Origin of the sequence: Bacillus suaedaesalsae, from assembly GCF_016890225.1 — a bacterium.
Classification (GTDB): domain Bacteria; phylum Bacillota; class Bacilli; order Bacillales; family SA4; genus Bacillus_BS; species Bacillus_BS suaedaesalsae.
Genome location: NZ_JAFELM010000045.1, coordinates 96,768 through 122,295, shown reverse-complemented (window position 1 = coordinate 122,295; position 25,528 = coordinate 96,768). Strand labels below are relative to the sequence as shown.

26 protein-coding genes, 1 pseudogene and 1 riboswitch are annotated in these 25,528 nt (G+C 36.4%); of the genes and pseudogenes, 24 read left to right on the top strand and 3 right to left on the bottom strand.

Annotation, left to right across the window (positions count from 1 at the left end):
• Window positions 1-5: 5 nt before the first annotated feature.
• From ribE to JR050_RS19905, 4 genes are all read left to right on the top strand, one after another.
• Window positions 6-656: a riboflavin synthase gene (gene ribE / locus JR050_RS19920; protein ID WP_204205412.1), complete on the top strand. Its 651-nt coding sequence runs from the start codon at window positions 6-8 to the stop codon at window positions 654-656.
• 28 nt (window positions 657-684) lie between these two features.
• Window positions 685-1,878, top strand: a complete 1,194-nt coding sequence (locus JR050_RS19915) for a bifunctional 3,4-dihydroxy-2-butanone-4-phosphate synthase/GTP cyclohydrolase II (RefSeq protein ID WP_204205411.1) — start codon at window positions 685-687, stop codon at window positions 1,876-1,878.
• 85 nt (window positions 1,879-1,963) lie between these two features.
• Window positions 1,964-2,428: a 6,7-dimethyl-8-ribityllumazine synthase gene (gene ribH / locus JR050_RS19910; RefSeq protein WP_204205410.1), complete on the top strand. Its 465-nt coding sequence runs from the start codon at window positions 1,964-1,966 to the stop codon at window positions 2,426-2,428.
• Window positions 2,429-2,673: 245 nt separating this feature from the next.
• The gene (locus JR050_RS19905; RefSeq protein WP_204205409.1) at window positions 2,674-3,027 is read left to right on the top strand and encodes a GNAT family N-acetyltransferase; all 354 of its coding nucleotides are present in this window, start codon (window positions 2,674-2,676) and stop codon (window positions 3,025-3,027) included.
• Window positions 3,028-3,073: 46 nt separating this feature from the next.
• Here the strand turns inward: JR050_RS19905 and JR050_RS19900 are convergent, their stop codons facing one another.
• Entirely contained in the window at window positions 3,074-3,601 is a 528-nt protein-coding gene (locus tag JR050_RS19900) for a DUF309 domain-containing protein (RefSeq protein WP_204205408.1), read from the bottom strand.
• Between the two features lie 116 nt (window positions 3,602-3,717).
• The gene (locus JR050_RS19895) at window positions 3,718-3,834 is read right to left on the bottom strand and encodes a YjcZ family sporulation protein (RefSeq protein WP_204205407.1); all 117 of its coding nucleotides are present in this window, start codon (window positions 3,832-3,834) and stop codon (window positions 3,718-3,720) included.
• Between the two features lie 186 nt (window positions 3,835-4,020).
• Between JR050_RS19895 and JR050_RS19890 the strand changes: the two genes are divergently transcribed.
• Genes JR050_RS19890 through JR050_RS19875 form a run of 4 tightly spaced genes read left to right on the top strand, consistent with a single transcriptional unit; the run spans window position 4,021 to window position 6,399 of the window.
• Window positions 4,021-4,770, top strand: coding sequence for a segregation/condensation protein A (locus JR050_RS19890; RefSeq protein WP_204205406.1), 750 nt, complete (start codon window positions 4,021-4,023; stop codon window positions 4,768-4,770).
• Between the two features lie 46 nt (window positions 4,771-4,816).
• Window positions 4,817-5,407: an SMC-Scp complex subunit ScpB gene (scpB, locus tag JR050_RS19885; RefSeq protein ID WP_204205405.1), complete on the top strand. Its 591-nt coding sequence runs from the start codon at window positions 4,817-4,819 to the stop codon at window positions 5,405-5,407.
• A gap of 43 nt (window positions 5,408-5,450) precedes the next feature.
• Window positions 5,451-5,870 carry a hypothetical protein gene (locus JR050_RS19880; protein WP_204205404.1) on the top strand — a complete coding sequence of 140 codons (420 nt, stop codon included), beginning with the start codon at window positions 5,451-5,453 and terminating at the stop codon, window positions 5,868-5,870.
• Between the two features lie 40 nt (window positions 5,871-5,910).
• Window positions 5,911-6,399, top strand: coding sequence for a DUF3907 family protein (locus JR050_RS19875; RefSeq protein WP_204205403.1), 489 nt, complete (start codon window positions 5,911-5,913; stop codon window positions 6,397-6,399).
• 580 nt (window positions 6,400-6,979) lie between these two features.
• Here the strand turns inward: JR050_RS19875 and JR050_RS19870 are convergent.
• The gene (locus tag JR050_RS19870) at window positions 6,980-7,789 is read right to left on the bottom strand and encodes a DUF2935 domain-containing protein (protein ID WP_239454497.1); all 810 of its coding nucleotides are present in this window, start codon (window positions 7,787-7,789) and stop codon (window positions 6,980-6,982) included.
• 411 nt (window positions 7,790-8,200) lie between these two features.
• Here JR050_RS19870 and JR050_RS19865 point away from each other — a divergent pair.
• The 16 genes and pseudogenes from JR050_RS19865 to JR050_RS19790 all read left to right on the top strand — a co-directional run.
• Window positions 8,201-8,827, top strand: a pseudogene (locus tag JR050_RS19865) (superoxide dismutase); the annotation flags it as partial.
• Between the two features lie 501 nt (window positions 8,828-9,328).
• Entirely contained in the window at window positions 9,329-10,483 is a 1,155-nt protein-coding gene (locus JR050_RS19860; RefSeq protein ID WP_204205401.1) for a D-alanyl-D-alanine carboxypeptidase family protein, read from the top strand.
• On the top strand, window positions 10,476-11,075 hold the full coding sequence (locus JR050_RS19855) for a nucleoside recognition domain-containing protein (RefSeq protein WP_204205400.1): 600 nt from the start codon (window positions 10,476-10,478) through the stop codon (window positions 11,073-11,075). The genes JR050_RS19860 and JR050_RS19855 overlap by 8 nt, the downstream gene beginning before the upstream one ends.
• Window positions 11,072-11,602 (top strand): spore maturation protein, encoded by a 531-nt coding sequence (locus JR050_RS19850; protein WP_204205399.1) that lies wholly within the window; start codon window positions 11,072-11,074, stop codon window positions 11,600-11,602. Before JR050_RS19855 ends, JR050_RS19850 begins: the two co-directional genes overlap by 4 nt.
• 111 nt (window positions 11,603-11,713) lie before the next feature.
• A complete protein-coding gene (locus JR050_RS19845; protein WP_204205398.1) occupies window positions 11,714-12,439 on the top strand; it encodes a pseudouridine synthase in 726 nt (241 codons plus the stop codon).
• A gap of 146 nt (window positions 12,440-12,585) precedes the next feature.
• On the top strand, window positions 12,586-13,107 hold the full coding sequence (resA, locus tag JR050_RS19840) for a thiol-disulfide oxidoreductase ResA (RefSeq protein WP_204205397.1): 522 nt from the start codon (window positions 12,586-12,588) through the stop codon (window positions 13,105-13,107).
• A gap of 19 nt (window positions 13,108-13,126) precedes the next feature.
• Window positions 13,127-14,743 carry a cytochrome c biogenesis protein ResB gene (gene resB, locus JR050_RS19835; RefSeq protein ID WP_204205396.1) on the top strand — a complete coding sequence of 539 codons (1,617 nt, stop codon included), beginning with the start codon at window positions 13,127-13,129 and terminating at the stop codon, window positions 14,741-14,743.
• Window positions 14,744-14,758: 15 nt separating this feature from the next.
• On the top strand, window positions 14,759-15,946 hold the full coding sequence (gene ccsB / locus JR050_RS19830; RefSeq protein ID WP_204205395.1) for a c-type cytochrome biogenesis protein CcsB: 1,188 nt from the start codon (window positions 14,759-14,761) through the stop codon (window positions 15,944-15,946).
• Between the two features lie 125 nt (window positions 15,947-16,071).
• Window positions 16,072-16,788 (top strand): response regulator transcription factor, encoded by a 717-nt coding sequence (locus JR050_RS19825; RefSeq protein WP_204205394.1) that lies wholly within the window; start codon window positions 16,072-16,074, stop codon window positions 16,786-16,788.
• Window positions 16,785-18,554 carry an ATP-binding protein gene (locus JR050_RS19820; RefSeq protein WP_204205393.1) on the top strand — a complete coding sequence of 590 codons (1,770 nt, stop codon included), beginning with the start codon at window positions 16,785-16,787 and terminating at the stop codon, window positions 18,552-18,554. The genes JR050_RS19825 and JR050_RS19820 overlap by 4 nt, the downstream gene beginning before the upstream one ends.
• Window positions 18,555-18,748: 194 nt before the next feature.
• Window positions 18,749-18,944, top strand: a riboswitch (cobalamin riboswitch).
• Between the two features lie 136 nt (window positions 18,945-19,080).
• Window positions 19,081-20,868, top strand: a complete 1,788-nt coding sequence (locus tag JR050_RS19815; protein WP_204205392.1) for a DUF4430 domain-containing protein — start codon at window positions 19,081-19,083, stop codon at window positions 20,866-20,868.
• A gap of 3 nt (window positions 20,869-20,871) precedes the next feature.
• Window positions 20,872-21,450 carry a class D sortase gene (locus JR050_RS19810; RefSeq protein WP_204205391.1) on the top strand — a complete coding sequence of 193 codons (579 nt, stop codon included), beginning with the start codon at window positions 20,872-20,874 and terminating at the stop codon, window positions 21,448-21,450.
• Window positions 21,451-21,461: 11 nt separating this feature from the next.
• The gene (locus JR050_RS19805) at window positions 21,462-22,202 is read left to right on the top strand and encodes a DUF4430 domain-containing protein (protein WP_204205390.1); all 741 of its coding nucleotides are present in this window, start codon (window positions 21,462-21,464) and stop codon (window positions 22,200-22,202) included.
• Window positions 22,203-22,216: 14 nt separating this feature from the next.
• On the top strand, window positions 22,217-23,098 hold the full coding sequence (locus tag JR050_RS19800; RefSeq protein ID WP_204205389.1) for an energy-coupling factor transporter transmembrane component T: 882 nt from the start codon (window positions 22,217-22,219) through the stop codon (window positions 23,096-23,098).
• The gene (locus JR050_RS19795; RefSeq protein WP_204205388.1) at window positions 23,080-24,717 is read left to right on the top strand and encodes an ABC transporter ATP-binding protein; all 1,638 of its coding nucleotides are present in this window, start codon (window positions 23,080-23,082) and stop codon (window positions 24,715-24,717) included. Before JR050_RS19800 ends, JR050_RS19795 begins: the two co-directional genes overlap by 19 nt.
• A complete protein-coding gene (locus tag JR050_RS19790) occupies window positions 24,696-25,391 on the top strand; it encodes an ECF transporter S component (protein ID WP_204205387.1) in 696 nt (231 codons plus the stop codon). Before JR050_RS19795 ends, JR050_RS19790 begins: the two co-directional genes overlap by 22 nt.
• Window positions 25,392-25,528 lie beyond the last annotated feature (137 nt).

Here is a 25,528-nt window from a genome sequence, read left to right as displayed (position 1 = left end):
CAATTGTGTTTACAGGTATTATAGAAGAAATAGGAATTGTTGAACGTATGGTTCAGCAAGGGGAAGCAATTGTTTTAACCATACAAGCAAATAAAATTTTAACAGATGTTCATCTGGGTGACAGTATTGCAGTTAACGGAGTCTGTCTAACTGTTACTTCTTTTACAAATCATCGTTTTTCAGTAGACATCATGCCAGAAACAGTTCGTTCCACATCGCTCCAACAATTACGTAAAGGTTCGAAAGTGAACTTAGAGCGAGCGATGTCAGCAAATGGACGCTTTGGTGGTCACTTTGTTTCAGGACATGTTGATGGCGTAGGGACAATTGTGAATAAAACGAGAGTATCAAACGCTATATACTATGAAATTGAGCTACCAGAGGAATTAAGTAGATTTGTTTTACTTAAAGGATCGATATGTGTAGACGGTACAAGTTTAACGGTGTTTGGTAAGGCCGATCGTTCCTTTACTATCTCACTTATTCCACATACACTATCTGAGACTATCATCGGTGCGAAAGATGCTGGAGATATAGTCAATCTTGAGTGTGATATGTTGGCAAAATATATTGAGCAGTTTGTCATGATGAGAGAAAGCAATACGAAAAAATCTAGTATATCGGAAGGTTTTTTAAAAGAACAAGGTTATATGTAGAAACATCGGAGAAGAGAGGTTGATGGAAATGTTCGATCGAATTGAAGAAGCAATATATGAATTAATGCAAGGAAATGTTGTTATTGTGTGTGATGATGAAGATCGAGAAAACGAAGGTGACTTTGTTGCAATAGCAGAAAAAACAACACCTGAAGTCATTAACTTCATGATTAAACATGGAAGAGGATTAGTGTGTGCACCAATTACGGAAGAAAACGCTAGAAGGCTGGATTTGCTACCAATGGTAAATCACAATACAGATCCTCACGGAACAGCCTTTACAGTAAGTGTAGATTACAAAACAACAACAACTGGCATAAGTGCGTTTGAACGTTCTGAGACGATTCAAAGACTTATTGATGCGAATGCAAAAGCCGGTGATTTTAAAAGGCCAGGACATATCTTTCCGTTAATCGCAAAAGATGGTGGAGTATTAAGAAGAGCGGGACATACCGAAGCTGCTGTGGATCTAGCAAGGCTTTGTGGATCAGCACCAGCAGGAGTTATTTGCGAAATTATAAATGAAGATGGGACAATGGCACGAGTTCCCGATTTACGTAAAATTGCTGATGAATTTGATATAAAGATGATTACAATAAAAGATTTAATATCTTATCGCAGAAAAAAAGAAAAATTAGTTAATCGTGAAGTTGAAGTAAATTTACCGAGTGAATTTGGTGAATTTAAAGCGGTTGGCTACTCAAGTGTCATTGATAAAAAAGAACATGTAGCCTTAGTAAAAGGTGAGTTTACTGAAGATGAGCCAGTTCTTGTTCGTGTTCATTCAGAGTGTTTAACAGGTGACGTATTTGGTTCAAACCGTTGTGACTGTGGTCCACAATTGCACGCAGCGCTTGCCCAAATTGAGAAAGAAGGCAAAGGTGTTCTCCTTTATATGCGCCAGGAAGGACGTGGTATTGGTCTAATTAATAAAATGCGCGCTTACAAGCTTCAAGAAGAAGGTTATGATACAGTAGAAGCTAATGAGGAGCTTGGATTTGCTCCAGATTTAAGAGACTATGGAATTGGTGCTCAAATCCTTAAGGATTTAGGTATAACCAAGATGAAGCTTTTAACAAATAACCCTAGAAAAATTGCAGGGCTTAATGGATATGGTCTTGAAGTAGTAGAGAGAGTAGCACTTCAATTGCCGTCGAAGAAAGAAAATGAAAGATATTTAAAGACAAAGCATGACAAATTGGGGCATATGCTACATTTTTAAAGTAATTCGTAGATTGCGTTAAAATACAGAGTTATGTATTATACAACATATATACATACGATAACATAGGGGGATCATATAAATTATGAGTAAAGTATTCGAAGGACATTTAGTTGGCACCGGGTTAAAAATTGGAGTAGTTGTAGGGCGTTTCAATGAGTTTATAACGAGCAGATTACTAAGCGGTGCTGAAGATGCATTTAAAAGACATGGTGTAAATGAAGATGATGTAGAAATCGCTTGGGTTCCTGGTGCTTTTGAAATTCCGTTTATTGCAAAGAAAATGGCAGAATCTAAGAAATATGATGCAGTCGTTACATTAGGGACTGTTATTCGTGGTTCTACTCCACACTTTGATTTCGTATGTAGTGAGGTTGCAAAGGGAGTAGCATCAACTTCGATGCATAGTGGAGTACCTGTAATTTTTGGAGTTATCACAACTGATACAATTGAGCAAGCCATAGAGAGAGCTGGTACAAAGGCAGGAAATAAAGGCTGGGAAGCAGCAGTTTCTGCAATTGAGATGGCTAATCTATCTCGTTCTTTTTAATGAATTGTAAATTAAATGTTATTCTTTAGAGAAAGCAGACTTGGTTGTCGATACGAGTAGTGCAACGGACAACCAACTTTCTTTAACTTGAAAAATGTTTAGTTATATAGTATAAAAGCTTTAAAAGTGTTCTATGATGTCTAACTAATAGAAAACATCAAGACGATGATAGAAATGTAAACGTGTTTTCCTAAAAAGAGGATATATCTATCATTTGAAAGTTATTTTAATAATGAGGGGTAACTATGTTAATTCGATACAAAAAGAATTTCGAAAAAATTGCAATGGGTCTTCTTTCTTTCATGCCTACAGAGAAGGATTTGAAGAAACTTCAACAGTCGATTAAGCAGTATGAGAGTGAGGAAAACTGGCAATTATTTCTTTGGAAAGAAGATGACATTATCGGGATCATAGGAATTTCCGCTCAAGATGATAATAAAGTTGAAATTCACCATATATGTGTTAATCCATCCCATCGTCAACAAGGGATTGGAAAGAAGATGGTAAAAGCACTTGGAGAATTATTAGTTGACAAAGAAATTGTTCCAACAGAGCAAACCGCAGCATTCTTTGAGAAGTGTGAAAAAAAAGAAGAATAGATCAAACATGGATGTCCTTAGATGGGCATCCATGTTTTTTGTTAGACTACAAGTTATATTTCCTTTGTTTCATCTTCTTTTGCTGTTCTCTTTCTTCAATAACATCTGATCTGTCACGAAGTTTATGCTTATTCACAATTAACTCATTGTTTAAATCACTGTCACTCAACCATGTTATATCTTTTTCTGAACAAAGATCTAAACAGAGTTTTAATAAAAGACTGTCTTTAATTGGAAGACTGATACTTCTGTAGGGTTCCTTTTTTTCTTGGCTAATCATTTGTTTGCGTATGAGTGCGAGGAGTGCGACATCATCCAATCCAAGCTTTAATATTGCTTCTTTTTCTTTTTCAAAGATTGATAATGCATTTTTCATCATTCTACGAGCGCCACCAAAGTTAGATCGTCGATGGTGATAAAGGGAAACAGCTACTTGGATAAATGCAACCCAATACTCCTTTCGCTTTCCTCTTTCGTCCTCTTTCCAATATTCCTCCAATATTTCATGACACTCAAAATAATCACGATCACCATGAAAATGAACAAGATACTCAATATAAGCACGAGGATACATTCTAATCACACCCTAACTTCACATATTCCTAATTTTGCTTAACTCTTAGTGTACCACAGAACTAATCATCTTTATCACGTTAAAGTGTTTGTGAATTGTTGACTTCGTTGTTTTGTTTACCAAGCTGAACCAATGATGATTAATAAAATAAACAGCACGATGATTAATACAAAGCCTTCATTTCCTTTTACTACGTCGCCCATGTTGTATTGCCTCCTTGTATATGTGTACATGGATAGTATATGCTGGGTGCACTTTACGGTATGGGCATGAGCCCTATTGATGTGTTTATGATGAAAAGAAAGGTTACACAATGATTATCACCGTGGAGTAAACCAAGTTTTTCTAATAAAATACTATTGGACTATGTCGAAATATGGAATATACTAAGTTTATTAGTGTAGGACGAATATGGTGGGATGAATGTGCAACAGTATAGTGTGAAACTGGATGCATTTGAAGGTCCTTTAGACCTTTTATTGCATTTAATAAATCGATATGAAATCGATATATATGATATACCGATGGCTGAATTAACAGAACAGTACTTATTGTATATATACGCCATGCAAGAACTGAAGCTCGATGTGGCCAGTGAGTATTTAGTAATGGCAGCAACATTATTAGAAATTAAAAGTAAAATGCTACTTCCTAAGAAAGAGGAAGAGCTTTTTGATGAGGATTTAGAACTGGAACTTGGTGATGATCCTCGTGAAGAATTAATGCAACGGTTAATTGAGTACCGAAAATATAAAGAAGCTGCTGATGATTTGAAGAGCTTGGAGGAAGAGCGAGGACAAATGTTCACGAGACCGCCAAGTGATTTAAGTGAGTTTAATAGTGATACCCAAGAAGCGCCGTTAGATGTCAATATATACGATATGTTAGGAGCAATGCAAAAACTCCTAAGACGTAAAAAACTACAACGACCGCTTCAAACAAAAATCACGAGACAAGAAATTCCAATAGATGTAAGAATGACACAGATTATTGATGAATTATCACAGCTTAAACCAAATGAAAGAAAGAATTTTCTACAATTGTTCCCATATGAAGACAAGGAGCATATAGTTGTAACTTTTCTTGCACTACTAGAGCTAATGAAAAAGAATACGATTATTCTTGATCAAGAAAATAACTTCTCAGATATCTTTTTATCATTAAAGTAGGCGGTATGAAATGAGACTCAGGGCCTAAAAGAGGGGAAGAGACATAATGGATATTCATAACTGGAAAGCTATCATTGAAGGACTATTATTTGCAGCAGGAGATGAAGGACTTACAACGAAGCAAATGTGTACGGTACTTGAACTGCATCCTGATACAGTGGTTGATATTATTTCAGAAATGCAGCTAGATTACGAGAAAGAAGATAGAGGCATCCGCATTGTTGAAATTGCAGGAACCTTCCAATTAGCAACAAAAAAAGAACATGCACCATACTTTAAAAAGCTAATGGAAAGCCCAACTCATAACACGTTATCACAGGCTGCTCTTGAAACATTGGCAATTGTTGCCTATAAGCAACCAATTACAAGAGCAGAAATTGAAGAAATTCGAGGAGTAAAGACAGAACGTCCACTTCAAACTCTTGTAACAAAGTTGCTTGTGAAAGAAGTCGGACGAGTAGAAGGTACTGGTAGAGCGATCTTATATGGAACAACAAAGGAATTTCTAGATTACTTTGGTTTAAAGTCTATTGAAGAACTGCCACCACTTCCTGAAAATACAACTGAAGAATACGTACAGGAAGAGGCCGATCTATTTTTTGAAAAATTTGCAGAAGCATTTGATGATATTTCATAGACATATGGTAAGATAGTAAAAAATACACATAGAAGGTGAGCGCATGCAAATTTTAGAATGCAAAGGGTATGAGCTTGAAAAAGCTCAACCTAATACCTCTGAAGATTTTTTTAATCGTTCAGAGGTCAGATTTGTTGAAGATGGAGAAGAGAAAACATTTCACCTTTTATACATTCGTTACTTTGATGAAGTGTTTTCACAATTTACTCCATTTCAAGAAGACCCAATATTTAATATTGCAGGTAAAGAGGTATTTTTCAAAGACATCGTTGCGATTGTGTGCCTAATTAAGAACCCAAGCTTCCGTCATCGCAAAAGAGTGTACATTAATACTCAAAAGGAATTTGAACAATATTTTTCAGAAATTAATGTAGATAAGCTCAAGGAATTAGTTGAAGGTGTCCTTCAACATGGAAAATACAACTTAGATTCACCACTATTATTCATTGAACAATCACATTAGACATACATATTGATAAGTAGATATTCGGGAGGAGAACAACATGGGGAATGATATCGTCCAAACTCAGGTCCAACAAGTAGAAGGATTTTTAAAAGAAACGGTCTTCCTAATCTCTGATTATCTAAACGAAGCGACTCTATCATCTATGAAAAAAGAAGGATTAGAGGAAAATGAAGAATATTATAAACAACTGCTATCAGGTCTTCGTCGTTTAGAAGTGTTTTGTTCAGAAGGACTTGATGCTTGTTCTGTTATTATGCGTAATTCTACATTCCGTAAGTCAACAGCAGAACAGACGCTTTATAAAATTTATCATCAATGCATTGAAGAGTTTTTCTCTCCGAAAAATGATACATGGTTTGAAAATAGTCGCTCGGCCTATACAGGTAAAAATGCAATAAAATTTAAAGAAGAAACTCCAGAATCAGTAAAGAATCTATTCTCAAAGCTAGAAGGACGATTCCAGGCGGTTCGTGAAGAATTAGAATATTACGAGACAGATTATCGTACAAAGATGATGCAGTCATAGTAGAAGGCTTATGTTCTGTAAACAATAATTTAAGTGAAGTTGCTTAATAGAAAGAGGTTGACTCACAAGGTCGTTAAATGACGACCTTTTAGAGTCAACTTTTTTTGTTGTTTTTGTAATAAAATGGTTATTTGGTTGTGGTGAATTAATATCAAAAAGGACGTTTTTTTTGAATTGTTTCTTTTCGTACTACTTTTTTATAGTATTCTACTAACTACTACATAGAGTAATGGAGCCGAAGGGCACAGAGATCATTTATAAAATTACAATAAATTACTTATTAGAAGGCTCTTTTCGTAAAGATTGTTGCTATTTGGATAGCTCTGCTAAAACATTGAGTTGATTGGAGCGGAAGGCACTCGACTCCTGCGGGAGATAGAGGGAATCGTGAGACCCCACAGGCGAAGCCGAGGAGGCTCACGTCCCTCCCCGCGGAAAGCGTGTGCCTGAAGCGGAAATCAACGGACCTAAAATAAATTCTTTTTTTGTAAAAATAGCAACAAAGTATGCGAAAACAGCCTATTAGAAAAACAAGGCTGCCCAAAAGTCATCTATTCCTGACTTTAGGTAGCCTCTTTTCTTATGATTTTGTTCTAGGTTTCGTTGGATCGCAATTCGGGTCTCTTACGACCTCTGTTGACTCTGCTAATTTTGTTAAGTAATAGCACTCTTCTCTTGCCATGTGATCGGCCATTAAAGGGGATAATATACTTAGCGTTTGCTTAGATAATTCTAATTCTTCAATCTCACGTAAAAACGCCTTAAAAATGGTCATTTCTAAATCAATTTGATGATGGAAACGAGCTAAAGCAGGAAAAGTAGATAAATTTGTCCTTAAATAACCAGCCATTTCAATTGCTTTTAAATAGAACTCTTCAAACTGTTTCGTAAATATCGAACTCTTTAATTTTAAATCTTTTTCTGTATGATCCAGTCGATCGTTAATAGCTCCTGCATGACCGGCAGCATCGATAAGCCATAGCAAATCATGATGGAGAGGATGTTCAATAGGTGGTACTTTATTTTCCAGATAGTATTTTAATAATCTTATAAATTCTTCCACTTCATTCACCATGTGGTTTATAAACGTCGGTGGTAAAGCAATTGTTACTTCTTTCAACAGTAACTTCTCTAATAGGGTTAACTTCAGTTTCCGTATTTCTAAACTTGATTGGTAAGCTTCTTGAAGTAATCTTGCAAGTTCTTCATCCGTTACATTTCGTTTGGACCGTATTAATAGTTCGTCAAAGGCACGAGTAAAATTATTTGCTTGGTTAATAAATTCTTTTTCTTTCGGGGCTAATGATTCACTTAAAAATCTACCATGATCGCCAAGCACCTGTAACCAAAAATGAAGCTCGAATAACGCGGAGTCTTTGTATGTTCTCAAGAGAGTAACCCTCCTCCTTCCAATAATACTTATGAGTAAAGATGACAGAAAATGTATGTACATCTTCAATAGGTAAAAGCACTTACCATCCTATTTCTTCATACGATAAAAGCGTGATAAAAGTGGAGGAGGAATAGGATGGATATCAAAGGGATTGAAAAGTACTTATACGATGTAAGTAACTGGGTGACTTCCGTATTATCTATTTTAGAACGAGATGGCTTGAGATCTGAGGATGAAAAACATCTTCATACGGAACTTATTGTTTTTTTAAACAAGTTAGAAGATGTTGTAACAAATCGACCAATTACGGTAGAAGAAGTTTCAGAATGTCAAAGAACAGCAAATGAGATTTTTTCCTTCTCACAAATTGTTTTTGATCTAGGAAGTGAAAGAATAAAAACACATAAACGTGTTCCTATCGGTGGACATACGTTGCCGCCTTTACCTTATCCTTACAATGCGTTAGAGCCTTACATTTCTGAAGAAATAATGCGATTACATCATGATATACACCATAAAAGCTATGTGGACGGTTTGAACAAAGCTGAAAAGATGATGGAAAAATCGCGTGCAACCAGTAATTATGACTTATTAAAGCACTGGGAGAGAGAAGCGGCTTTCCACGGTTCTGGTCATTATTTAAACACGATTTTTTGGAACGTCATGAAGCCAAATGGCGGGGGACTTCCAAGTGGCGGATTAGCATCTCAAATTCAGAAAGACTTTGGTAGCTTTAATCAATTCAAAGAACACTTTACAGAGGCGGCTAAAAAAGTGGAAGGTGTAGGCTGGTCATTATTAGTTTGGTCACCACGTGCTCAGCGGTTAGAGATTCTACAAACTGAAAAACACCAACTGATGACCCAATGGGACACCATACCATTACTCGTTTTAGATGTATGGGAACATGCCTATTATCTTCAATATAAAACAGCCAAAGATAAGTATATTAACAATTGGTGGAACATCGTTAATTGGGAGGAAGTAGAGAATCGATTTGAGGTAGCCTATAAATTAAAGTGGGATTCTTATTAAGGGAATATAGTATGCGGCAGATAACAATCGCTTTATATTTGATTAAGAAATGATAAAAAATATAACTTATGGGTCGTTGGAATCCAGTTCCAGCTCCAAGCCCACCTGATGTCAAATAACCAGGAGGGAGGAAAATGGAAGTGCTCCATTTTATTCTCTCCGGAACATTTGCTGTGCATGAAGCTAAACGGTGCGCCATGAGCCTTTAGTTCTTTATTAAGGCTGTTTTCTCATAGATTTTTGTTTATCGAACAAATCTAGAAACACATAATAAGTAAGGTTTTCGGGCATCTTTTCGTCAAAGATAATGGATGTTTCACCTGTAATGATCCATAAAGATGTGAGAATTAAATCAAGATCAAAAATGTTTACGAAAAGAGCCCTTAGTAAAGAAAGAAAAAATCTCCCCAGTAATAGGATGAAAATGTTTTTTTCATTCATAAGTGGACATGTCGTGCATAAACTTGTACAAAACATGGAATAGAAGCGGGGGAATACATAATGAGGATACAATCATCGCTCATATACATACTGCTTATGACAATTTTAATATCAATCATACCAGCAAACAAAGCGATGGCAGCACCAGGTGTAAGTGCAAATGCAGCAGTATTAATTGAACAAGAGTCAGGAAGAGTAATATTTGGGAAACATGAACATGAAAAAAGAAGAATTGCAAGTATTACGAAAATCATGACCGCTATTCTTGCAGTAGAGTCAGGAAAAATGGATGAGACCGTTACAGTAAGTAAAAATGCAGAGGGAACAGAGGGATCTTCTTTATACTTAATTGCCGGTGAGAAAATTAAGCTTCGTGACCTCGTGTATGGATTAATGCTGAGATCTGGTAATGATTCTGCTGTTGCAATTGCTGAACACGTTGGTGGCAGTGTTGAAGGTTTTTCTTATTTGATGAATCAAAAGGCTGAAGAAATAGGAATGAAGAACACAAATTTCCGAAATCCACACGGTCTTGATACACATGAAGATCATTATTCATCAGCATATGACATGGCGATTCTCACTAGATATGCGATGCTGAATAAAGAGTACGAAGAAATTGCAGGGACGAAAGTGCATAGGGCTCCACATCCAGAAGGGAAGTGGGATCGTGTTTGGAAAAACAAAAACAAACTTGTAACAGGGTTATATAAATATTCAACTGGTGGGAAAACAGGATACACGAAACGTGCAAAACGTACGTTAGTATCGACTGCTTCAAAAGATGGAATGAATTTAATCGCAGTTACATTAAATGCACCAGGTGACTGGAATGATCACATTGCAATGTTTGATTACACCTTTAAAAACTACGAGCTTGTTAAAGTGTTGGATAAAGGAGTAATTTCGAAAATTAAAGATCCGTTTTATAAAAATAAAGTGTATTACAATCATGACTTCTCATATCCGGTTTTAAAGGGTGAAGAGAGTAAATTTAAGGTGAAAATAAATTTATTAACAGCCAAAGAATCATGGAAATCTCCAGAAGATATACCGGTACCAGTTGGAAAAGCATTCATATATTTAGGTGACTCCGTTATAGGGGAACAGTCTATCTTCTTTGAAACAGAAAATATGCCACCTCCAAAGGAATCGTTCCTGGATATATTTAAAAACCTATTCTTTACGTTTATGGGTTTAGCCAGCCATGGTTAATATCATTTGGGTTGGTTTAGCGATTATAGGAATCATTTTCGCGATGATTAACGGAACGATGAAACAAATAAATGAGGCTGTGTTCACTGGAGCAGCGGAAGCTGTTACGATTTGTATCGGACTTATTAGTATCCTTGTCTTTTGGCTTGGTTTAATGAGAATTGCTCAAAATGCAGGATTATTAGAGGCGCTTGCTAAATTGTTTAGGCCGATTGTGAGTAGATTATTTCCTGAAGTGCCAAATAATCATCCAGCAATGGGGTATATTTTGTCCAATATGATTGCCAATATGTTTGGTTTAGGTAATGCGGCAACTCCTATGGGGATTAAGGCAATGGAACAGTTGAAGGAATTAAATGGTGGCAAAGATTCTGCTAGTCGATCCATGATTACCTTTCTAGCGATAAATACATCTAGTTTAACACTCATTCCAACGACGGTTATTGCGATTCGAATGCAATATGATTCCGCAAGCCCAACAGAAATTGTTGGAACAACCCTTATTGCTACGTTTCTCTCAACGATTGGAGCCGTAATGATTGACCGCTATTATTATCATAAGAGAACAAAGAAAGGGGATAATCGTAAATGACTATTATATCAGCTATATCGTTATGGTTAATCCCTATTATTATAGGCTTTGTACTCGTTTATGGAACAATCAAAAAAGTACCTACTTATGAGAGCTTTGTTGAAGGTGGAAAAGAGGGAATTACAATTGCTTTTTCAATCATTCCTTATTTAGTAGGGATGTTAGTAGCCATATCCATCTTTCGTGCATCTGGGGCAATGGAATTTTTTACTGGATTGATCAAGCCTTTCTTTGACATGATTGGTGTCCCAGTAGATATTGTACCTTTAGCTCTAATCAGGCCAATCTCTGGAACTGCTGCTCTAGGGATGACGAGTGATATAATAAGTACCTACGGACCAGATTCTTTTATCGGTAGGCTTGCATCTACTCTACAAGGAAGTACAGACACAACATTTTACGTATTAACTGTTTATTTTGGTGCAGTTGGCATAAAAAAAATGGGAGATGCCCTGAAAATTGGTTTACTTGCAGATGTAGTTGGAATCGTAGCTGCAATTGTTGTTTGTACATTAGTCTTTGCATAATTTGATCGTTATTCAAGCTCGTGATTCCTCACGGGCTTTTTTCTGTCCCAAAATATGATTCTTGTGTATTAAGTGTGGACAAGATAATATGTAGTGTGAGGTGAAAAAGAAATGGAACGTTTACAAAAGGTAATTGCACAAGCAGGTGTTGCATCGAGAAGAAAGGCTGAAGAGCTTATACTTGAAGGAAGAGTGACAGTGGATGGAAAGGTAGTTAAAGAACTTGGAACTAAAGTTTCTTCTAATAACAAGATTGAAGTAAATGGTATTCCTCTTGAAAGAGAAGAGCCAGTATATTTCTTATTATATAAGCCAACAGGCGTGATATCAGCCGTTTCTGATGATAAAGGAAGAAAGGTTGTTACAGATTTTTTTCCTTTAATAAAAGAACGTATCTATCCAATTGGACGCTTAGATTATGATACATCTGGTGTACTTCTATTAACGAATGACGGAGATTTTGCTAATCTCCTTATGCATCCAAAGCACGAAGTAGATAAGGTGTATATTGCGAAAGTAAAAGGAATTCCAACTAGAGAGCAGTTAAAGCTATTAGACAGAGGAATCCGTCTTGAAGATGGCTTAACCGCACCGGCTAAAACAAAATTAATAACTTTAGATAAAAAGAAAAACACATCAATTATACAAATCATCATCCATGAAGGCCGTAATAGACAAGTGAGAAGGATGTTTGAGGCAATTGGATGTCCAGTAATGAAGCTAAAACGTGAACGTTATGGCTTTTTAACGGTTCATGGGCTTAAGCCAGGTGAATCAAGAGAATTAACTCCTCATGAAGTAAAGCAACTACGTGCTCAATCTCAAGCTAGTAAATAAAAGGTTAACACGACTAAGAATGTCACATAAGATTCATATTCTTATTTTTGTAGCATCATTTTAGGATGCTATAATAATAGGGTATGACTATATAGGAATGGTGAAAATACTGTTCTTTTCTTCCAACAAACAAGGAGAGAGAGCTTATGAAACAAAAGAGGCTTTGGTTACGCACGAGTATATTAATACTGCTAGCAGGTGCTACAGTCTATACGTTGTATATTAACTTCTTCACTGAAAGAGAGAGAGTACGTGTTGGTAGTACAGCACCGAACTTTATTCTCCAGGATCTTGAAGGGAATAAGTTTGAGTTAGAAGACTACAGAGGTAAGGGAGTTTTCCTTAATTTTTGGGGGACATACTGTAAGCCGTGTGAAGCGGAAATGCCGTACATGAAAAACCAATATAAATATTTTAAAGATCAAGGTGTAGAAGTACTAGCACTCAATGTTGATGAACCTACGCTTGTGATACAAAAATTTGTAGACAGACACGGGCTAACATTCCCAGTGCCGGTTGATAAAGGACTGCAGGTCATGCATGAATACGGCGTGGGTCCGATTCCAACGACGTTTTTGATTGACAAAGATGGAGAAGTAGTCAAGATCATCACAGGTTCTATGACAGAAAAAATGGTGCATGATTATATGAATATGATCAAGCCATAGGATACAAGTAGGTGAAAGAATGAAAGACGTTAAATGTGAGTGTGGTCATATTAATCCGAATGGAACCGTACTGTGTGAATCATGTGGTAAACCAATTGGAGACGTAATGGATCAAAAATTAGTAGATATGCGGTATGACGGAAGTGCGAGACGTTCGCAAGTTTACAAAAAATCGATTATTGACAGAATTTGGAATTTCTTCTCTTCGGTTAAAGTTGGTGTTTGGCTAATTATTATTACACTCATAGCATCAGCTTTTGGGACAATTTATCCCCAGCATATGTACATACCACCGACAGTTAGTCCTTCAGAATATTATGAGGCTACATATGGCTGGACAGGAAAGTTATATTATTTACTAGGCTTTCATGATTTATATGCTTCCTGGTGGTATTTGTTGTTAGTAGCGAGTATAGGAATATCATTAGTCATTTGTTCGATTGACCGTGTAGTTCCCCTTTATCGTGCGTTGAAAAAACAAGGTGTCATTCGCCATGAAGGGTTTATGAAGCGTCAAAAGCTTTTTGGAGTATCAACTAGTCAGCAAATGAATCAAAACTTTGCGACAGCTGAAGCAAACTTGATTCAGCGTAGATATAAAGTACGTAAAGAAAATGGTCACTTATTTGCTGAAAAAAATCGTTTTTCTCGTTGGGGTCCTTATGTTAACCATATCGGACTGATTATCTTCTTAATTGGGGCAATGCTCCGCGCTGTACCAGCTATGTACACAGATGAGGTACTATGGATCAGAGAAGGAGAGACGAAACAAATTCCTGGCACAGAGGGAATGTATTACTTAAAGAGTGAAGCTTTTATTTTAGAAGTGTATGATAAAGAGAAGGATCCAGAAGTGTTTAATGAGGCGTTGGAACGTACAGGATCCGTTGTTAAAAACTATCAAACTGATTCGATTCTATATGAACGCCAAGGAGAGTATGTTCCAGGCGAAGAACCAGAGCTGAAAGAAGTAAAAACACATCCTATTCGTGTAAATGAACCTTTAAAGCACGAAGGATATGCACTCTATCAAGTAGATTATAAACTTAACGAACTAAGAACAATGAGCTTTAACTTAGTGAACAAAGCAAGTGAGACAGGTTTCGGTACATTTACAGTAGATTTGTTTAATCCAAGTGATCAATATGACTTAGGAAATGGCTATCGTGTAGAAGTATTAAGTTATTTTTCGGATTTTTATTTTGATGAAGAAGGAGTTCCTGCATCTAAATCTAAGGTGCCTAATAACCCAGCATTCTTCTTTAAAATGTTCACACCTGATACTCCGGATGGAGAAGTTAGCTTTGTAGCAATTAGAGAGAATAGTGAACCTCTTGGAGAAAATCAATATAAGATTCAGTTTGCAGGAATTGAAACTCAAAATGTTTCCGGTCTTACTGTTCGTAAAGACCATACTCTCTGGATTTTAGGAGTAGGTGGTGCAATCTTTATGATAGGTGTAATTCAAGGAATGTATTGGAATCATCGTCGTATTTGGATTAAGCAAATCGATAACGAAATTTGGGTCGCAGCACATACCAATAAAAATTGGTATGGTGTTAAGAAGGAATTGGAGTTTATTGTAAAAGGTACGGAAATTCAAGTGCCGATAGATCAATCTGAGACAAAAGTGTAAAGGGGGAGCCATAACGTGGTTGCACTTAGTAGTAATTTACTTTATGTATCCTTTGTATTATATTTAGTTGCTACCTTCTTCTTCGGTGGAGCAATTCGAGATAAGCAAAGTGAAACACGTATCAATAAGTGGAGCAAAATCGGTATTGTTGTAACAATTATCGGATTTATTTCACAATTAGGCTATTTCATCACAAGATGGATTGCTGCTGGACATGCTCCAGTAAGTAATCTATTTGAATTCACGACATTTTTCGGAATGGCATTAGTATTAGCATTTATCTTTATTTATTTCATTTACAAAAGCAGTGTATTAGGATTATTTACTTTACCTGTAGCAATATTAATCATTGCTTATGCTAGTATGTTTCCTCGTGATGTAGCACCATTGATTCCAGCACTACAAAGCGATTGGTTGCATATACACGTAACAACTGCTGCATTAGGTGAGGCAGTACTAGCAGTCAGTTTTGCATCTGGATTAATTTATTTAATTAGGGTAGTTGATCAATCAAAGGCTAGCTTACGTACATTTGGTTTAGAAGCTATTTTATATAGTATTCTAAGTGTTATTGGATTTATTGGTGTAACAATCGGGTTCTCAATGGCAGATTATGAAGCGAAATTTAATTGGGAAGATCCTAATCTAAAGCAAGAGATAGAGTTAGTATATAACCTTCCACCACTTGTTGGACCTGCTGGTGGAGATGAAATTTCGACTGATGCAATGCATCCGATTATGGACGCACCAAAATGGATGAAAGGTGAAGCAGCTCCTAAAAAGTTAAATACGCTTATTTTGTCAATTCTTTCTGGTTTAGTATTGTACGGTTTGATTAGACTTATATTAAGAAAACGTATTTCTGCGGCGCTTCAACCACTACTGAAGAATGTGAATCCCCAGCTTGTAGATGAGATCACATATCGATCTGTAGCAATTGGATTCCCAATTTTCACATTAGGAGCATTAATCTTTGCTATGATTTGGGCACAAATCGCTTGGACGCGTTTCTGGGGTTGGGATCCAAAGGAAGTGTGGGCATTAATAACTTGGTTATTTTATGCAGCTTTTCTTCATTTACGACTTTCACAAGGTTGGCATGGTGAGAGATCAGCATGGCTAGCAACACTTGGTTTTGCCATCATCATGTTTAACCTAGTAGTAGTAAACCTAGTAATTGCAGGCTTACACTCTTACGCCTAAAGAAAACAACATGACTATACAAACTTCGAGAATCTGCATACAGTTTAGATTTAAGAAAAACATAAAAAGCCTTCATGTAATGTGAAGGCTTTTTTTGAAAAAGAATAATAATGAGGTGTATTTGAATGAGTCAAGACGTAACGATTTTAGTTGTAGACGATGAGGAACGTATTAGAAGATTACTAAGAATGTACCTTGAAAGAGAAGGTTACATAATTGAGGAAGCAGAGGATGGTATCGAGGCTTTAGACAAAGCGTTAGAAAAAGAATACGACTTGATTCTTTTAGATGTGATGATGCCAGGTAAGGACGGAATTGAAGTTTGTAAAGACCTTCGTGAAAAGAAGGCAACACCGGTTATTATGTTGACAGCAAAAGGTGAAGAAGTGAATCGAGTTCAAGGATTCGAAGTTGGGACAGATGATTATATTGTCAAACCATTTAGTCCTAGAGAAGTAGTATTGCGTGTAAAAGCATTACTAAGAAGATCCTCGAAATCACATTTTGTTCAAAATGATAAATCATCAGTAGATGTACTTGTATTTCCACACTTAACTATCGATAATGATGCACACCGCGTTACTGCTGACGGTAAAGAGGTTAGTTTAACTCCAAAAGAGTACGAGTTATTATACTTCTTAGCTAAATCACCGGATAAGGTTTTTGACCGTGAACAGTTATTGAAGGAAGTGTGGCATTATGAATTTTTCGGTGATTTAAGAACTGTCGATACACATGTAAAACGGTTACGAGAAAAGTTAAATAAAGTTTCCGAAACAGCCGCAAAAATGATTATTACTGTTTGGGGAGTAGGCTATAAATTTGAGGTTATCGAAGAATGAAACTTTGGAATAGCGTTGTAGGAAAGCTTTGGATGACCATCTTAGTCCTTGTGTCATTCGTTCTTACAATTTTAACAATGATGTTATTGCAGTTTTTTGAACAATATCATGTGAACGAAGCTGAAGATGACTTGGAGCAGATTGCGAATAAAATAGCGTTTATACTTGAAGAACACGAAAATCAAGAGCTTGCTCGCTCCATTGCGTGGGAAGTCATTGATCCACTAACGAAAGTATTAATCGTTGAGGATGAAGACCATTATTGGTATTCGACGAGTGAAGAGGAATTGCCTGATCTTCCATTAACCGCAATAAAAGAAGATGAAGAACTTTCAAAAGTGATAACAAACAGTGAAGTTGTGATTAAGAAAGCGTCTAACACATTGCTATCGGAAGCTGAAAAAACGAATAACGAGGAAGTCATGATTGTTGGAGTACCATTTGAATCCAAAAATAATAAAGTTGGTGCTGTCTACCTCTACCAATCCCTAAATGTTATTCAACAAACAACAGAAAAAACAACTCAGTTAATCTTTTTAGCCGCGTTTATCGCATTTGTTTTAACAACCTTCTTTGCCTTTTTCCTCTCATCGAGGATTACTTTACCCTTAATCAAGATGCGTGAAGCAGCCTTTCAAATGGCAAAAGGTAGATTTGAAACCAGATTGCCAATTATGACTCGGGATGAAATTGGTGAGCTTGCCATTGCCTTTAACAAAATGGGAAAGCAGCTTAAGTTAAACCTTGACGCTTTGCGACAAGAAAAAGAACAGCTTTTCAGTATTTTGAGCAGTATGGCAGATGGGGTAATTACATTAAACAGAAGTGGAATTGTGCAAGTCTCCAATCCACCTGCCGAGCGATTTTTGCAAGCATGGTATTATGAACAAGGGATGCAAGACAATATTCCGCCTGAACTTAAAGAACTATTTAATAGAGTAGTATCATTTGAGAGTGAACAGTCGATTGAAATTACATTTCAAGGTAGAACATGGGTTATTGTGATGAGTCCTTTGTATAACGGTTCTCAAATTCGTGGGGCGGTTGCTGTATTACGAGATATGACTGAGGAACGTCGGCTTGATAAGCTAAGAAAAGACTTTATTGCGAATGTATCGCATGAACTTAGAACACCAATCTCTATGCTTCAAGGGTATAGTGAGGCAATTATTGACGATATTGCTGAGAGTGAACAAGAGAAAAAGGAGATAGCTGGCGTTATCTATGAAGAATCGCTTCGAATGGGCAGGCTAGTTAATGAGCTTCTTGATATTGCAAGAATAGAAGCAGGACATATTCAGTTACAAGAAGAAAATATTCAGCTTCAAGATTTTGTAGATAGAGTTGTTCGTAAATTTCAAGGCTTGGCAAAAGAAAAATCCATTTCATTATCAACTACCTGTTCAGATTGTAGTGGAACATTCACGTTTGACGTGGATCGAATGGAACAAGTGTTTACCAATTTAATTGATAATGCAATTAGACATACTGAACCATCGGGTGAAGTAGGAGTATATGTACAGTTACTTGAAGATGGATTAAAGGTAGATGTTCAGGACTCGGGCTCCGGAATACCAAATGAGGACTTACCTTTTGTGTTTGAACGCTTCTATAAAGCAGATAAGGCAAGGACAAGAGGGAAGTCAGGGACTGGTTTAGGTTTGGCTATCGTTAAAAATATCATCGATGCTCATCAAGGAACCATTTCGGTTCATAGCAAAATAAACGAAGGAACGACATTTTCTTTCTTTTTACCTCGAAAATAGAGAGATTTTCGCAGGTTGTGGCGAAGATTCTTGTTTCATAAGAAACATTTTTACCAATTCTAATATGTACAAAATAGGCTGTTCCATGCTTAGAACAGTCTATTTTCTTTTTTATAGTACAAGTTTTTACATTTTTATATATCATATGGTGACAGTTTTTCACATTAGGGTTATAATTACTTTGTCATAAAAAAATGAATAAGCAATAAACAGGTGTTAAGTTATCTTTAAGGAGATTCTTAACTTAAAAGGGAAGTTTGGTAAAAAGCCAACGCGGTCCCGCCACTGTAAATGGGAGCAACCTATATAAAGTCACTGTCTAAATAAGATGGGAAGACATAGGGAGCTATGATCATGAGCCAGGAAACCTGCCTGTTTTTCTGCACCATAAAAACCTACGCGGATAGGAAGGTGTTAAGACGAAATAGGAAAGCGTATGCCATTTCCTGAAATCTTGACAGCATATCCTCGTTTGAGGATTTTTTTTATGTAGTTTTTTACATAGAATAAGTTAGGGGAGAGAAGTATGAAGCTTAAGTTTAAGAGTGTGTTATCAATTTTACTAGCATTCGCATTAGTATTTGGGGTATACCAACCTATTGTACATGCGAATGATTTAAAAGAGACAATTACAGTTATCGGTTCAGGTAATTCTGGTACTCTAGTAACTGAAACAGAATTTACTTACCAAGAAAATATGACAGCCTTTGATGCACTTGTAAATACAGTGGGTCAAGATCAAGTAGAGTTCACACAGTATAGTTTCGGTAAAATGATTACAAGTATTATGGGAGTTGGAGGAGACCAGGATTCTTATTGGACCTTCTATATTAATGGTATTCAGGCTCAAGTTGGAGCAGATAGCTATAGAGTTCAAGACGGTGATGAACTAAGCTTTAACTATGTAAATTCAAAGGTAGCTTCTACGAGCGAGGCAATCTTGGAGGTTAGTAACAAAGAAGTAGGAGATGTATATAATCAAGCACTTGCTTTTATTAATGAACCAACTGCACTTGATTTGTTAATTGTTGCTCTTGGACATGAAAATGTACTTACTACTAAATATCCTTTTGGAGTAATGATTGATTCTATTAACGGTATATCAGCTACTAGTAGCAATTACTGGATGTTGTATATTAATGGTAAATCTGCTGATGTTGGAGCAGATGGCTATAAGATAAAGAATGGTGATACTATAAGCTTTAAATATGAATCATCTGGAGATCCGACTGAAGGGGAAGAAACTCCAACTACAGGTGATGTAAAACCAGTATCAACAGAAGAAATTAAAAAGAGTATAGATAATGTAACTACCTATATTGCAACAAATAATATAGGGGAGTGGGAAGCTGTTTCTCTAAAACAAGCAGGCAAAACAATTCCAGCTAGTTATTTAGAAAATATAAAAAAAGTTATTAAAGAAAAGCAGGGGAAATTTTCTAAGGTTACAGATACAGAAAGATATGTTCTAGGAATTCTAGCTGCTGGCGGAAATCCTTTAAATATTGAAGGATACAATCTTGTAGAGGCGATTTACAATGGTAACTTAACAAAGCAAGGTCTTAATGGTGTAACGTATGGCCTTATTGCATTAGACAGTGCAAACTTTGAAGTTCCTCAGTCTGCAACATGGACACGCGAAAAGCTAGTAAACCATTTATTGACAAACCAAAATTCAGATGGAGGTTGGTCTTGGGATGGTGGTAGCACCAGTGATTTAGATACGACTGGAATGGTACTTGCTGCATTGGCACCTTATAAAAATCAGTCACATGTAAAACAGCCAATTGAGAATGGTGTAAACTATTTATCAACTCAATATAAAGCTGGAAAAGTGGATAATAGTTCTACTGCAGCGCAGCTTGTTATTGCTTTATCAGCGTTGGGAATTGACTCAGCTGGTGCTTCATTTACAAAAGACCAAGCAGCTGCAAACACTGTTACAGCACAAGCTACTAGTACCGCGGAAAACTTAATTTCATATTTGGTTTCTTTCCAAAACAGTGATGGTGGCTTTGATTGGCAAGGAGGAGACACGAGTGATTCATTTTCTACAGCTCAAGCCGTTCAAGGGCTAGTATCTTATCAGTTATTCTTACAAGGTAAGGGATCACTCTATCAGTTGCCGTTACTTGATCAAGCACCACAAACACCAATTGAAGAAACTCCAATTAAGCAACCAAATTCAAACGAAGCTGGTGGTAAATTACTTCCGAACACTGCAACCAACACGTCTAATTTAATCGTAATTGGAATGCTTTTACTATGTATCGGAATAGTAAAGCAAATTGTGGATAGAAGAAAGAAGGCTTAATACATGAAAATTAAATCCTCCCTCTTGTTTATAGCAGGAGGGCTCTTTTTTATCATAGTAGCTGGATATCAGTATTTTGATAGCACTCATAAACAAGGTGAAGCTTTAGAGCAAGCTAAATTGATGCTTAGCAAAGGAAAAGGTACATCAGAAGAAGTAGAGCTAGAAGAAATTCCAACACTACAAGATAAGGATGTAATCGGTATTCTCAAACTTCCGACACTTAATGAAATATTACCTATCATAAAAGGAACTACAGAAGAAGCTTTGGATAAAGGTGTTGGCCATTATGAGGGCACAGCCCTGCCTGATGGAGAGGATCAAATTGTTTTATCGGGTCATCGTGATACAGTATTCAAGAGATTAGGGGAATTAGAGGTGGGAGATGAGTTAGAGGTTGAGATGTCTGATGGAACTTTTACCTACGTGATTGAAGAGACTTTTATTGTCGAAGCAGATGATAGGACAGTTATTAAGTCTACTTATCCTACAGAGCTTTTAACAGTCACTACTTGCTATCCATTTAATTTTGTCGGGGATGCGCCACAGAGATACATTGTGAATGCTAAAAGGAAGTTATAGGAGGATATACAATGAGAAAACATATAAAATTGCTTTCAATCATTCTCTTTTCTTTATTGATTGCTGTCTTTAATGGCTGTGAAAATAATCAGATGAGCACAGCAACTGACTCTTCAAAGGAGAAATCAGTTGAAGTAAAGGAAAAAGATGAAATAAAAGATACCAATGAAGGAAATATATCTGAGCAAGCAGATCTGTCACAAACTGAACAAACTCCATCTGTGCAGGCTAAGGAAGGAGCTAATAGTACAGATCAGCAAGCTGCAAATACACCTAAAGGAGAGTCGCCGAAATCAACGATCACTAAACCATCTAAACCTAATAGTGAGAGCAACACTGCCCCTTCCTCTCCAGCAGTGCAATCACCAAAAGTAGAAGAGAAAAAAGAAGAAAAACCGGTAACACCACCAGTAGAAGAGAAGAAGCCTGAGAATTTACTAACTGTTTCAACTGTAATTAAAGGACCTAAAGATGTGGGTACGATTGCAGGTTCGACTACAGTAGAGGTTAAAGAAGGTGCTACAATTCTCGATGTTTTACTTTTAGTAGCAAAAAATAAAGGTATTATGGTCGGTTATACTGGTAATGGTCCTACTGCTTATGTTGAAGGAATTCACAATATCTATGAATTCGATTATGGACCTAAAAGTGGTTGGACCTGCCAGAGAAATGGTGTAACGTTAGATAGAAGTGCAGATGCCATTCAAGTAAAAAATGGCGACCATATAGATTGGATTTATAAGGAAGATTAATTGGAGGAGTAAACATGTATTACAGCTTTGATCGCTTTCATCCCTTTGTAACGTTTCTTTATTATGTGGCTAGTATTACAGCGTTTACACTCTGCATGCATCCATTCTTCATAATTGTGGGTACAGCCATTATACTTCTACTAAATTTTGCACACGACCGAGGTCATGCGCTACGAAAATGGATTGCCTTTATTATAACTACCGGAGTTATTATATTTATCATGAATCCTCTCTTTAATGAGAGAGGGCTTCATGTAATGATGGTGTTATTTAACCATGTAATTACATTAGAAGCTATTATATACGGTTTTATGGCCGCATTTTCATTAATTGGTGTAACGATGATCTTTGTAAACTACAATGAAATTATGACCCCTAATAAACTCCTTTTTCTTTTTTCTAAATCTCTTCCTAAGTTCTCAATATTACTTATGTTAACACTCCGCTTTATTCCTTTGATGAGAAGAAGGCTAGAGGAAATTACTAATATCCAAAGGAGTAAAGGGATATCGTTAAGCAAAGGAAAATGGAAGGATAAAGTGTCTAATGGATTATCAATTGTTCAAGTATTAACGACTTTTTCTCTTGAGGAAGCAATACAGACTGCAGATTCAATGAATGCACGTGGATATGGAACGAATCAACACAGAACGAGCTACAATCATTTTATATTTAAGAAGAAGGATCTATTTCTAGCGATCATTGTTTTATCGCTGTTGCTAATGATCATTCTCGGACGTGTAAATGGAGCAGGACATTTAACAGTCTATCCGGTTATGGACCCACTGTTATTAAGTCTACATGAAGAAATTATTTTATTACTGTATAGTGTGTTACTAGGAATTCCAATTTTATTAAAAGCAGGGGGCTACTTAATTTGGCGCATATCAAAATAAACAATCTTTCTTTCACCTATCCAGAACAAGATAGTCCATCTCTCATTGATAATACTATTTCAATTGAGCATGGGGAATTTGTAGTCTTGTTTGGCCCTTCTGGTAGTGGGAAGAGTACTTTGTTACGATCGTTAAAAAAAGATATTACCCCACATGGTGTAACTTCTGGGGAAATTTTAATTGATGGAGTTTTGATACAGAAAATAGATTCATCAGATATAGGATACGTTTTTCAAGATCCTGAAAATCAAGTTGTAGCCGACGAAGTCATTCTTGAATTAGTTTTTGGGCTTGAAAACTTGGGGATGAAAACGAGCGAAATGAGAAACAAGGTAGCCGAAATGGTTCATTTTTTTGGTATTGAATCCTTAATTCATAGAAAAACACATGAATTGTCAGGTGGACAGAAGCAAATGGTAAACTTGGCTTCAATTTTATTAATGCAACCCAAGATATTGTTGTTGGATGAGCCGACTGCTCAACTTGACCCGGTAAGTGCTAAGGAATTTATTAATATTTTAGTTCACCTTAATGAAGAGTTTGGAATGACTATAATACTTGCAGAACATCGATTAGATGAGGTGTGTTCCTTGGCAGACAAAGTGATATTGATGGAACGAGGAAGAATCTCTGAACAAGGAGACCCAAGAGAGGTACTAAGAAAACTATGGAATACAGCAAATCAATCATTTATTCCGAGTATCCCTAAAGCCGCATTGGCTCTTTCGATGGTTATTAGTGAAAAGCTGTTACCACTGAATGTAAAGGAAGGCAGAGTATGGTTAAATGATGTATCCTTCAATCAGAATTTAGTACATGAAACTATACAAAATGCTGGAACGCCACACATTACCGCACAAAATATTTACTATCAATATTCAAAGGGTACACATGTTTTAAAGGAGCTGGATTTATCGGTAAACAAAGGAGAACTGTATGCTCTACTTGGTGGGAATGGAACTGGTAAATCAACACTATTACGAGTGTTAGCAGGAATTATCAAACAAAATCATGGAAAGGTGTTTCTTGATGGTAAGGCAGTATCCTTCAAAGGTGAATTTGATTTTGTTAAAAAAGTAGGTTATTTACCTCAAAGTCTTAAACCCTTCTTTATTCATGATACAGTTCAATTAGAAATATATGAAACAATGAAGCAATTTAATATTACAGATCAACAGAAGCTAAATGTGTTACTAGACCAATTGGACGTCCGTCATATACTTGATAAACATCCATACGATTTAAGTGGTGGAGAACTACAGAAGGCAGCACTAGTCTGTTTACTCGTAAGAGAACCGGAGTTGTTAATACTAGATGAACCGACAAAAGGTTTGGATGCTATATCCAAAGAAAGATTAGCTAGTATCTTAACAGAATTAACGAACAAAAACATAACCGTTCTTTTTTCAACACATGATGTTGAGTTTGCTGCCAGATATGCAACAAGATGTGGAATGTTGTTTGAAGGTCAAATAACATCTGAGGAAACTCCTAGGGAATTTTTTAAAGGGAACTTCTTTTATACTACAATGATTCAACGGTTACTAAGACATAAAAAGGATAATCAAATTGTCACACTCGAGGAGGCAATCTCAGCATGCTCACTAAAAACAGAGTAAGTCTCATTTTACTCTTACTCATTTTTATTTTTCTGTATCTTGCTCTTCAGTTAGAAGAACATTATTTATGGATAAGCTTTGGCTTTATTATTTTTACAATTCTATTGGTTCTTGTTCGCTTTGAACGCGGCTCATTAGAAGCTCGTGAAATTGTTTTATTGGCCATTTTAGCTGCAATTGCCGCTGTTGCCAGAATTCCTTTTGCTAGCATCCCAAGTGTGCAACCTACAACCTTTATAATCATGATGTCGGGTCTTGTTTTTGGTGCACAGAGTGGCTTTTTAATAGGTTTGGTTGCTGCTCTTGCATCTAATATGATTTTAGGTCAGGGACCTTGGACTCCATGGCAAATGGCAGCGTGGGGGATGGTAGGACTTACAGCAGGAATGTTGCGAAACACACCTTTATTAAGATATAAATGGGGAAAAGTATTGTTTGCTATAATTTGGGGATTCTTGTTTGGTTGGATCATGAATCTATGGGGGCTGCTTACAGTAACAGGTTCAGGGATGCCATTAGATCGTAATGTGTTTCTAACGTACTTTGCTGCTAGTGCATTGTTTGATACGATGCACGCTGCCTCTAATGTATTCTTCTTATTATTATTCGGTGATACTTGGATTAAAATATTATCCCGATTTAAGAAGAAATATGGATTACTTTATGAAGTGTAGTTTAAGATAAATACTTGTTCTTCAATTAAGGGGTAAGGTTACTTATCCTTTTTTTTATTTATTTTTTTAGTTTATGTTTAAGAGAAAGAAGACTCTCAATGTTTCTAAGAATGTTATGGTCATAGATTCATATCAAA

Excerpts from the sequence above, each read along its gene's own strand:
- JR050_RS19915 (WP_204205411.1), top strand. The coding sequence starts at position 685 with ATGTTCGATCGAATTGAAGAAGCAATATATGAATTAATGCAAGGAAAT.
- ribH (WP_204205410.1), top strand. The coding sequence starts at position 1,964 with ATGAGTAAAGTATTCGAAGGACATTTAGTTGGCACCGGGTTAAAAATT.
- JR050_RS19905 (WP_204205409.1), top strand. The coding sequence starts at position 2,674 with ATGTTAATTCGATACAAAAAGAATTTCGAAAAAATTGCAATGGGTCTT.
- JR050_RS19900 (WP_204205408.1), bottom strand. The coding sequence starts at position 3,601 with ATGTATCCTCGTGCTTATATTGAGTATCTTGTTCATTTTCATGGTGAT.
- JR050_RS19895 (WP_204205407.1), bottom strand. The coding sequence starts at position 3,834 with ATGTACACATATACAAGGAGGCAATACAACATGGGCGACGTAGTAAAA.
- JR050_RS19890 (WP_204205406.1), top strand. The coding sequence starts at position 4,021 with ATGAATGTGCAACAGTATAGTGTGAAACTGGATGCATTTGAAGGTCCT.
- scpB (WP_204205405.1), top strand. The coding sequence starts at position 4,817 with ATGGATATTCATAACTGGAAAGCTATCATTGAAGGACTATTATTTGCA.
- JR050_RS19880 (WP_204205404.1), top strand. The coding sequence starts at position 5,451 with ATGCAAATTTTAGAATGCAAAGGGTATGAGCTTGAAAAAGCTCAACCT.
- JR050_RS19875 (WP_204205403.1), top strand. The coding sequence starts at position 5,911 with ATGGGGAATGATATCGTCCAAACTCAGGTCCAACAAGTAGAAGGATTT.
- JR050_RS19860 (WP_204205401.1), top strand. The coding sequence starts at position 9,329 with ATGAGGATACAATCATCGCTCATATACATACTGCTTATGACAATTTTA.
- JR050_RS19855 (WP_204205400.1), top strand. The coding sequence starts at position 10,476 with ATGGTTAATATCATTTGGGTTGGTTTAGCGATTATAGGAATCATTTTC.
- JR050_RS19850 (WP_204205399.1), top strand. The coding sequence starts at position 11,072 with ATGACTATTATATCAGCTATATCGTTATGGTTAATCCCTATTATTATA.
- JR050_RS19845 (WP_204205398.1), top strand. The coding sequence starts at position 11,714 with ATGGAACGTTTACAAAAGGTAATTGCACAAGCAGGTGTTGCATCGAGA.
- resA (WP_204205397.1), top strand. The coding sequence starts at position 12,586 with ATGAAACAAAAGAGGCTTTGGTTACGCACGAGTATATTAATACTGCTA.
- resB (WP_204205396.1), top strand. The coding sequence starts at position 13,127 with ATGAAAGACGTTAAATGTGAGTGTGGTCATATTAATCCGAATGGAACC.
- JR050_RS19825 (WP_204205394.1), top strand. The coding sequence starts at position 16,072 with ATGAGTCAAGACGTAACGATTTTAGTTGTAGACGATGAGGAACGTATT.
- JR050_RS19820 (WP_204205393.1), top strand. The coding sequence starts at position 16,785 with ATGAAACTTTGGAATAGCGTTGTAGGAAAGCTTTGGATGACCATCTTA.
- JR050_RS19815 (WP_204205392.1), top strand. The coding sequence starts at position 19,081 with ATGAAGCTTAAGTTTAAGAGTGTGTTATCAATTTTACTAGCATTCGCA.
- JR050_RS19810 (WP_204205391.1), top strand. The coding sequence starts at position 20,872 with ATGAAAATTAAATCCTCCCTCTTGTTTATAGCAGGAGGGCTCTTTTTT.
- JR050_RS19805 (WP_204205390.1), top strand. The coding sequence starts at position 21,462 with ATGAGAAAACATATAAAATTGCTTTCAATCATTCTCTTTTCTTTATTG.
- JR050_RS19800 (WP_204205389.1), top strand. The coding sequence starts at position 22,217 with ATGTATTACAGCTTTGATCGCTTTCATCCCTTTGTAACGTTTCTTTAT.
- JR050_RS19790 (WP_204205387.1), top strand. The coding sequence starts at position 24,696 with ATGCTCACTAAAAACAGAGTAAGTCTCATTTTACTCTTACTCATTTTT.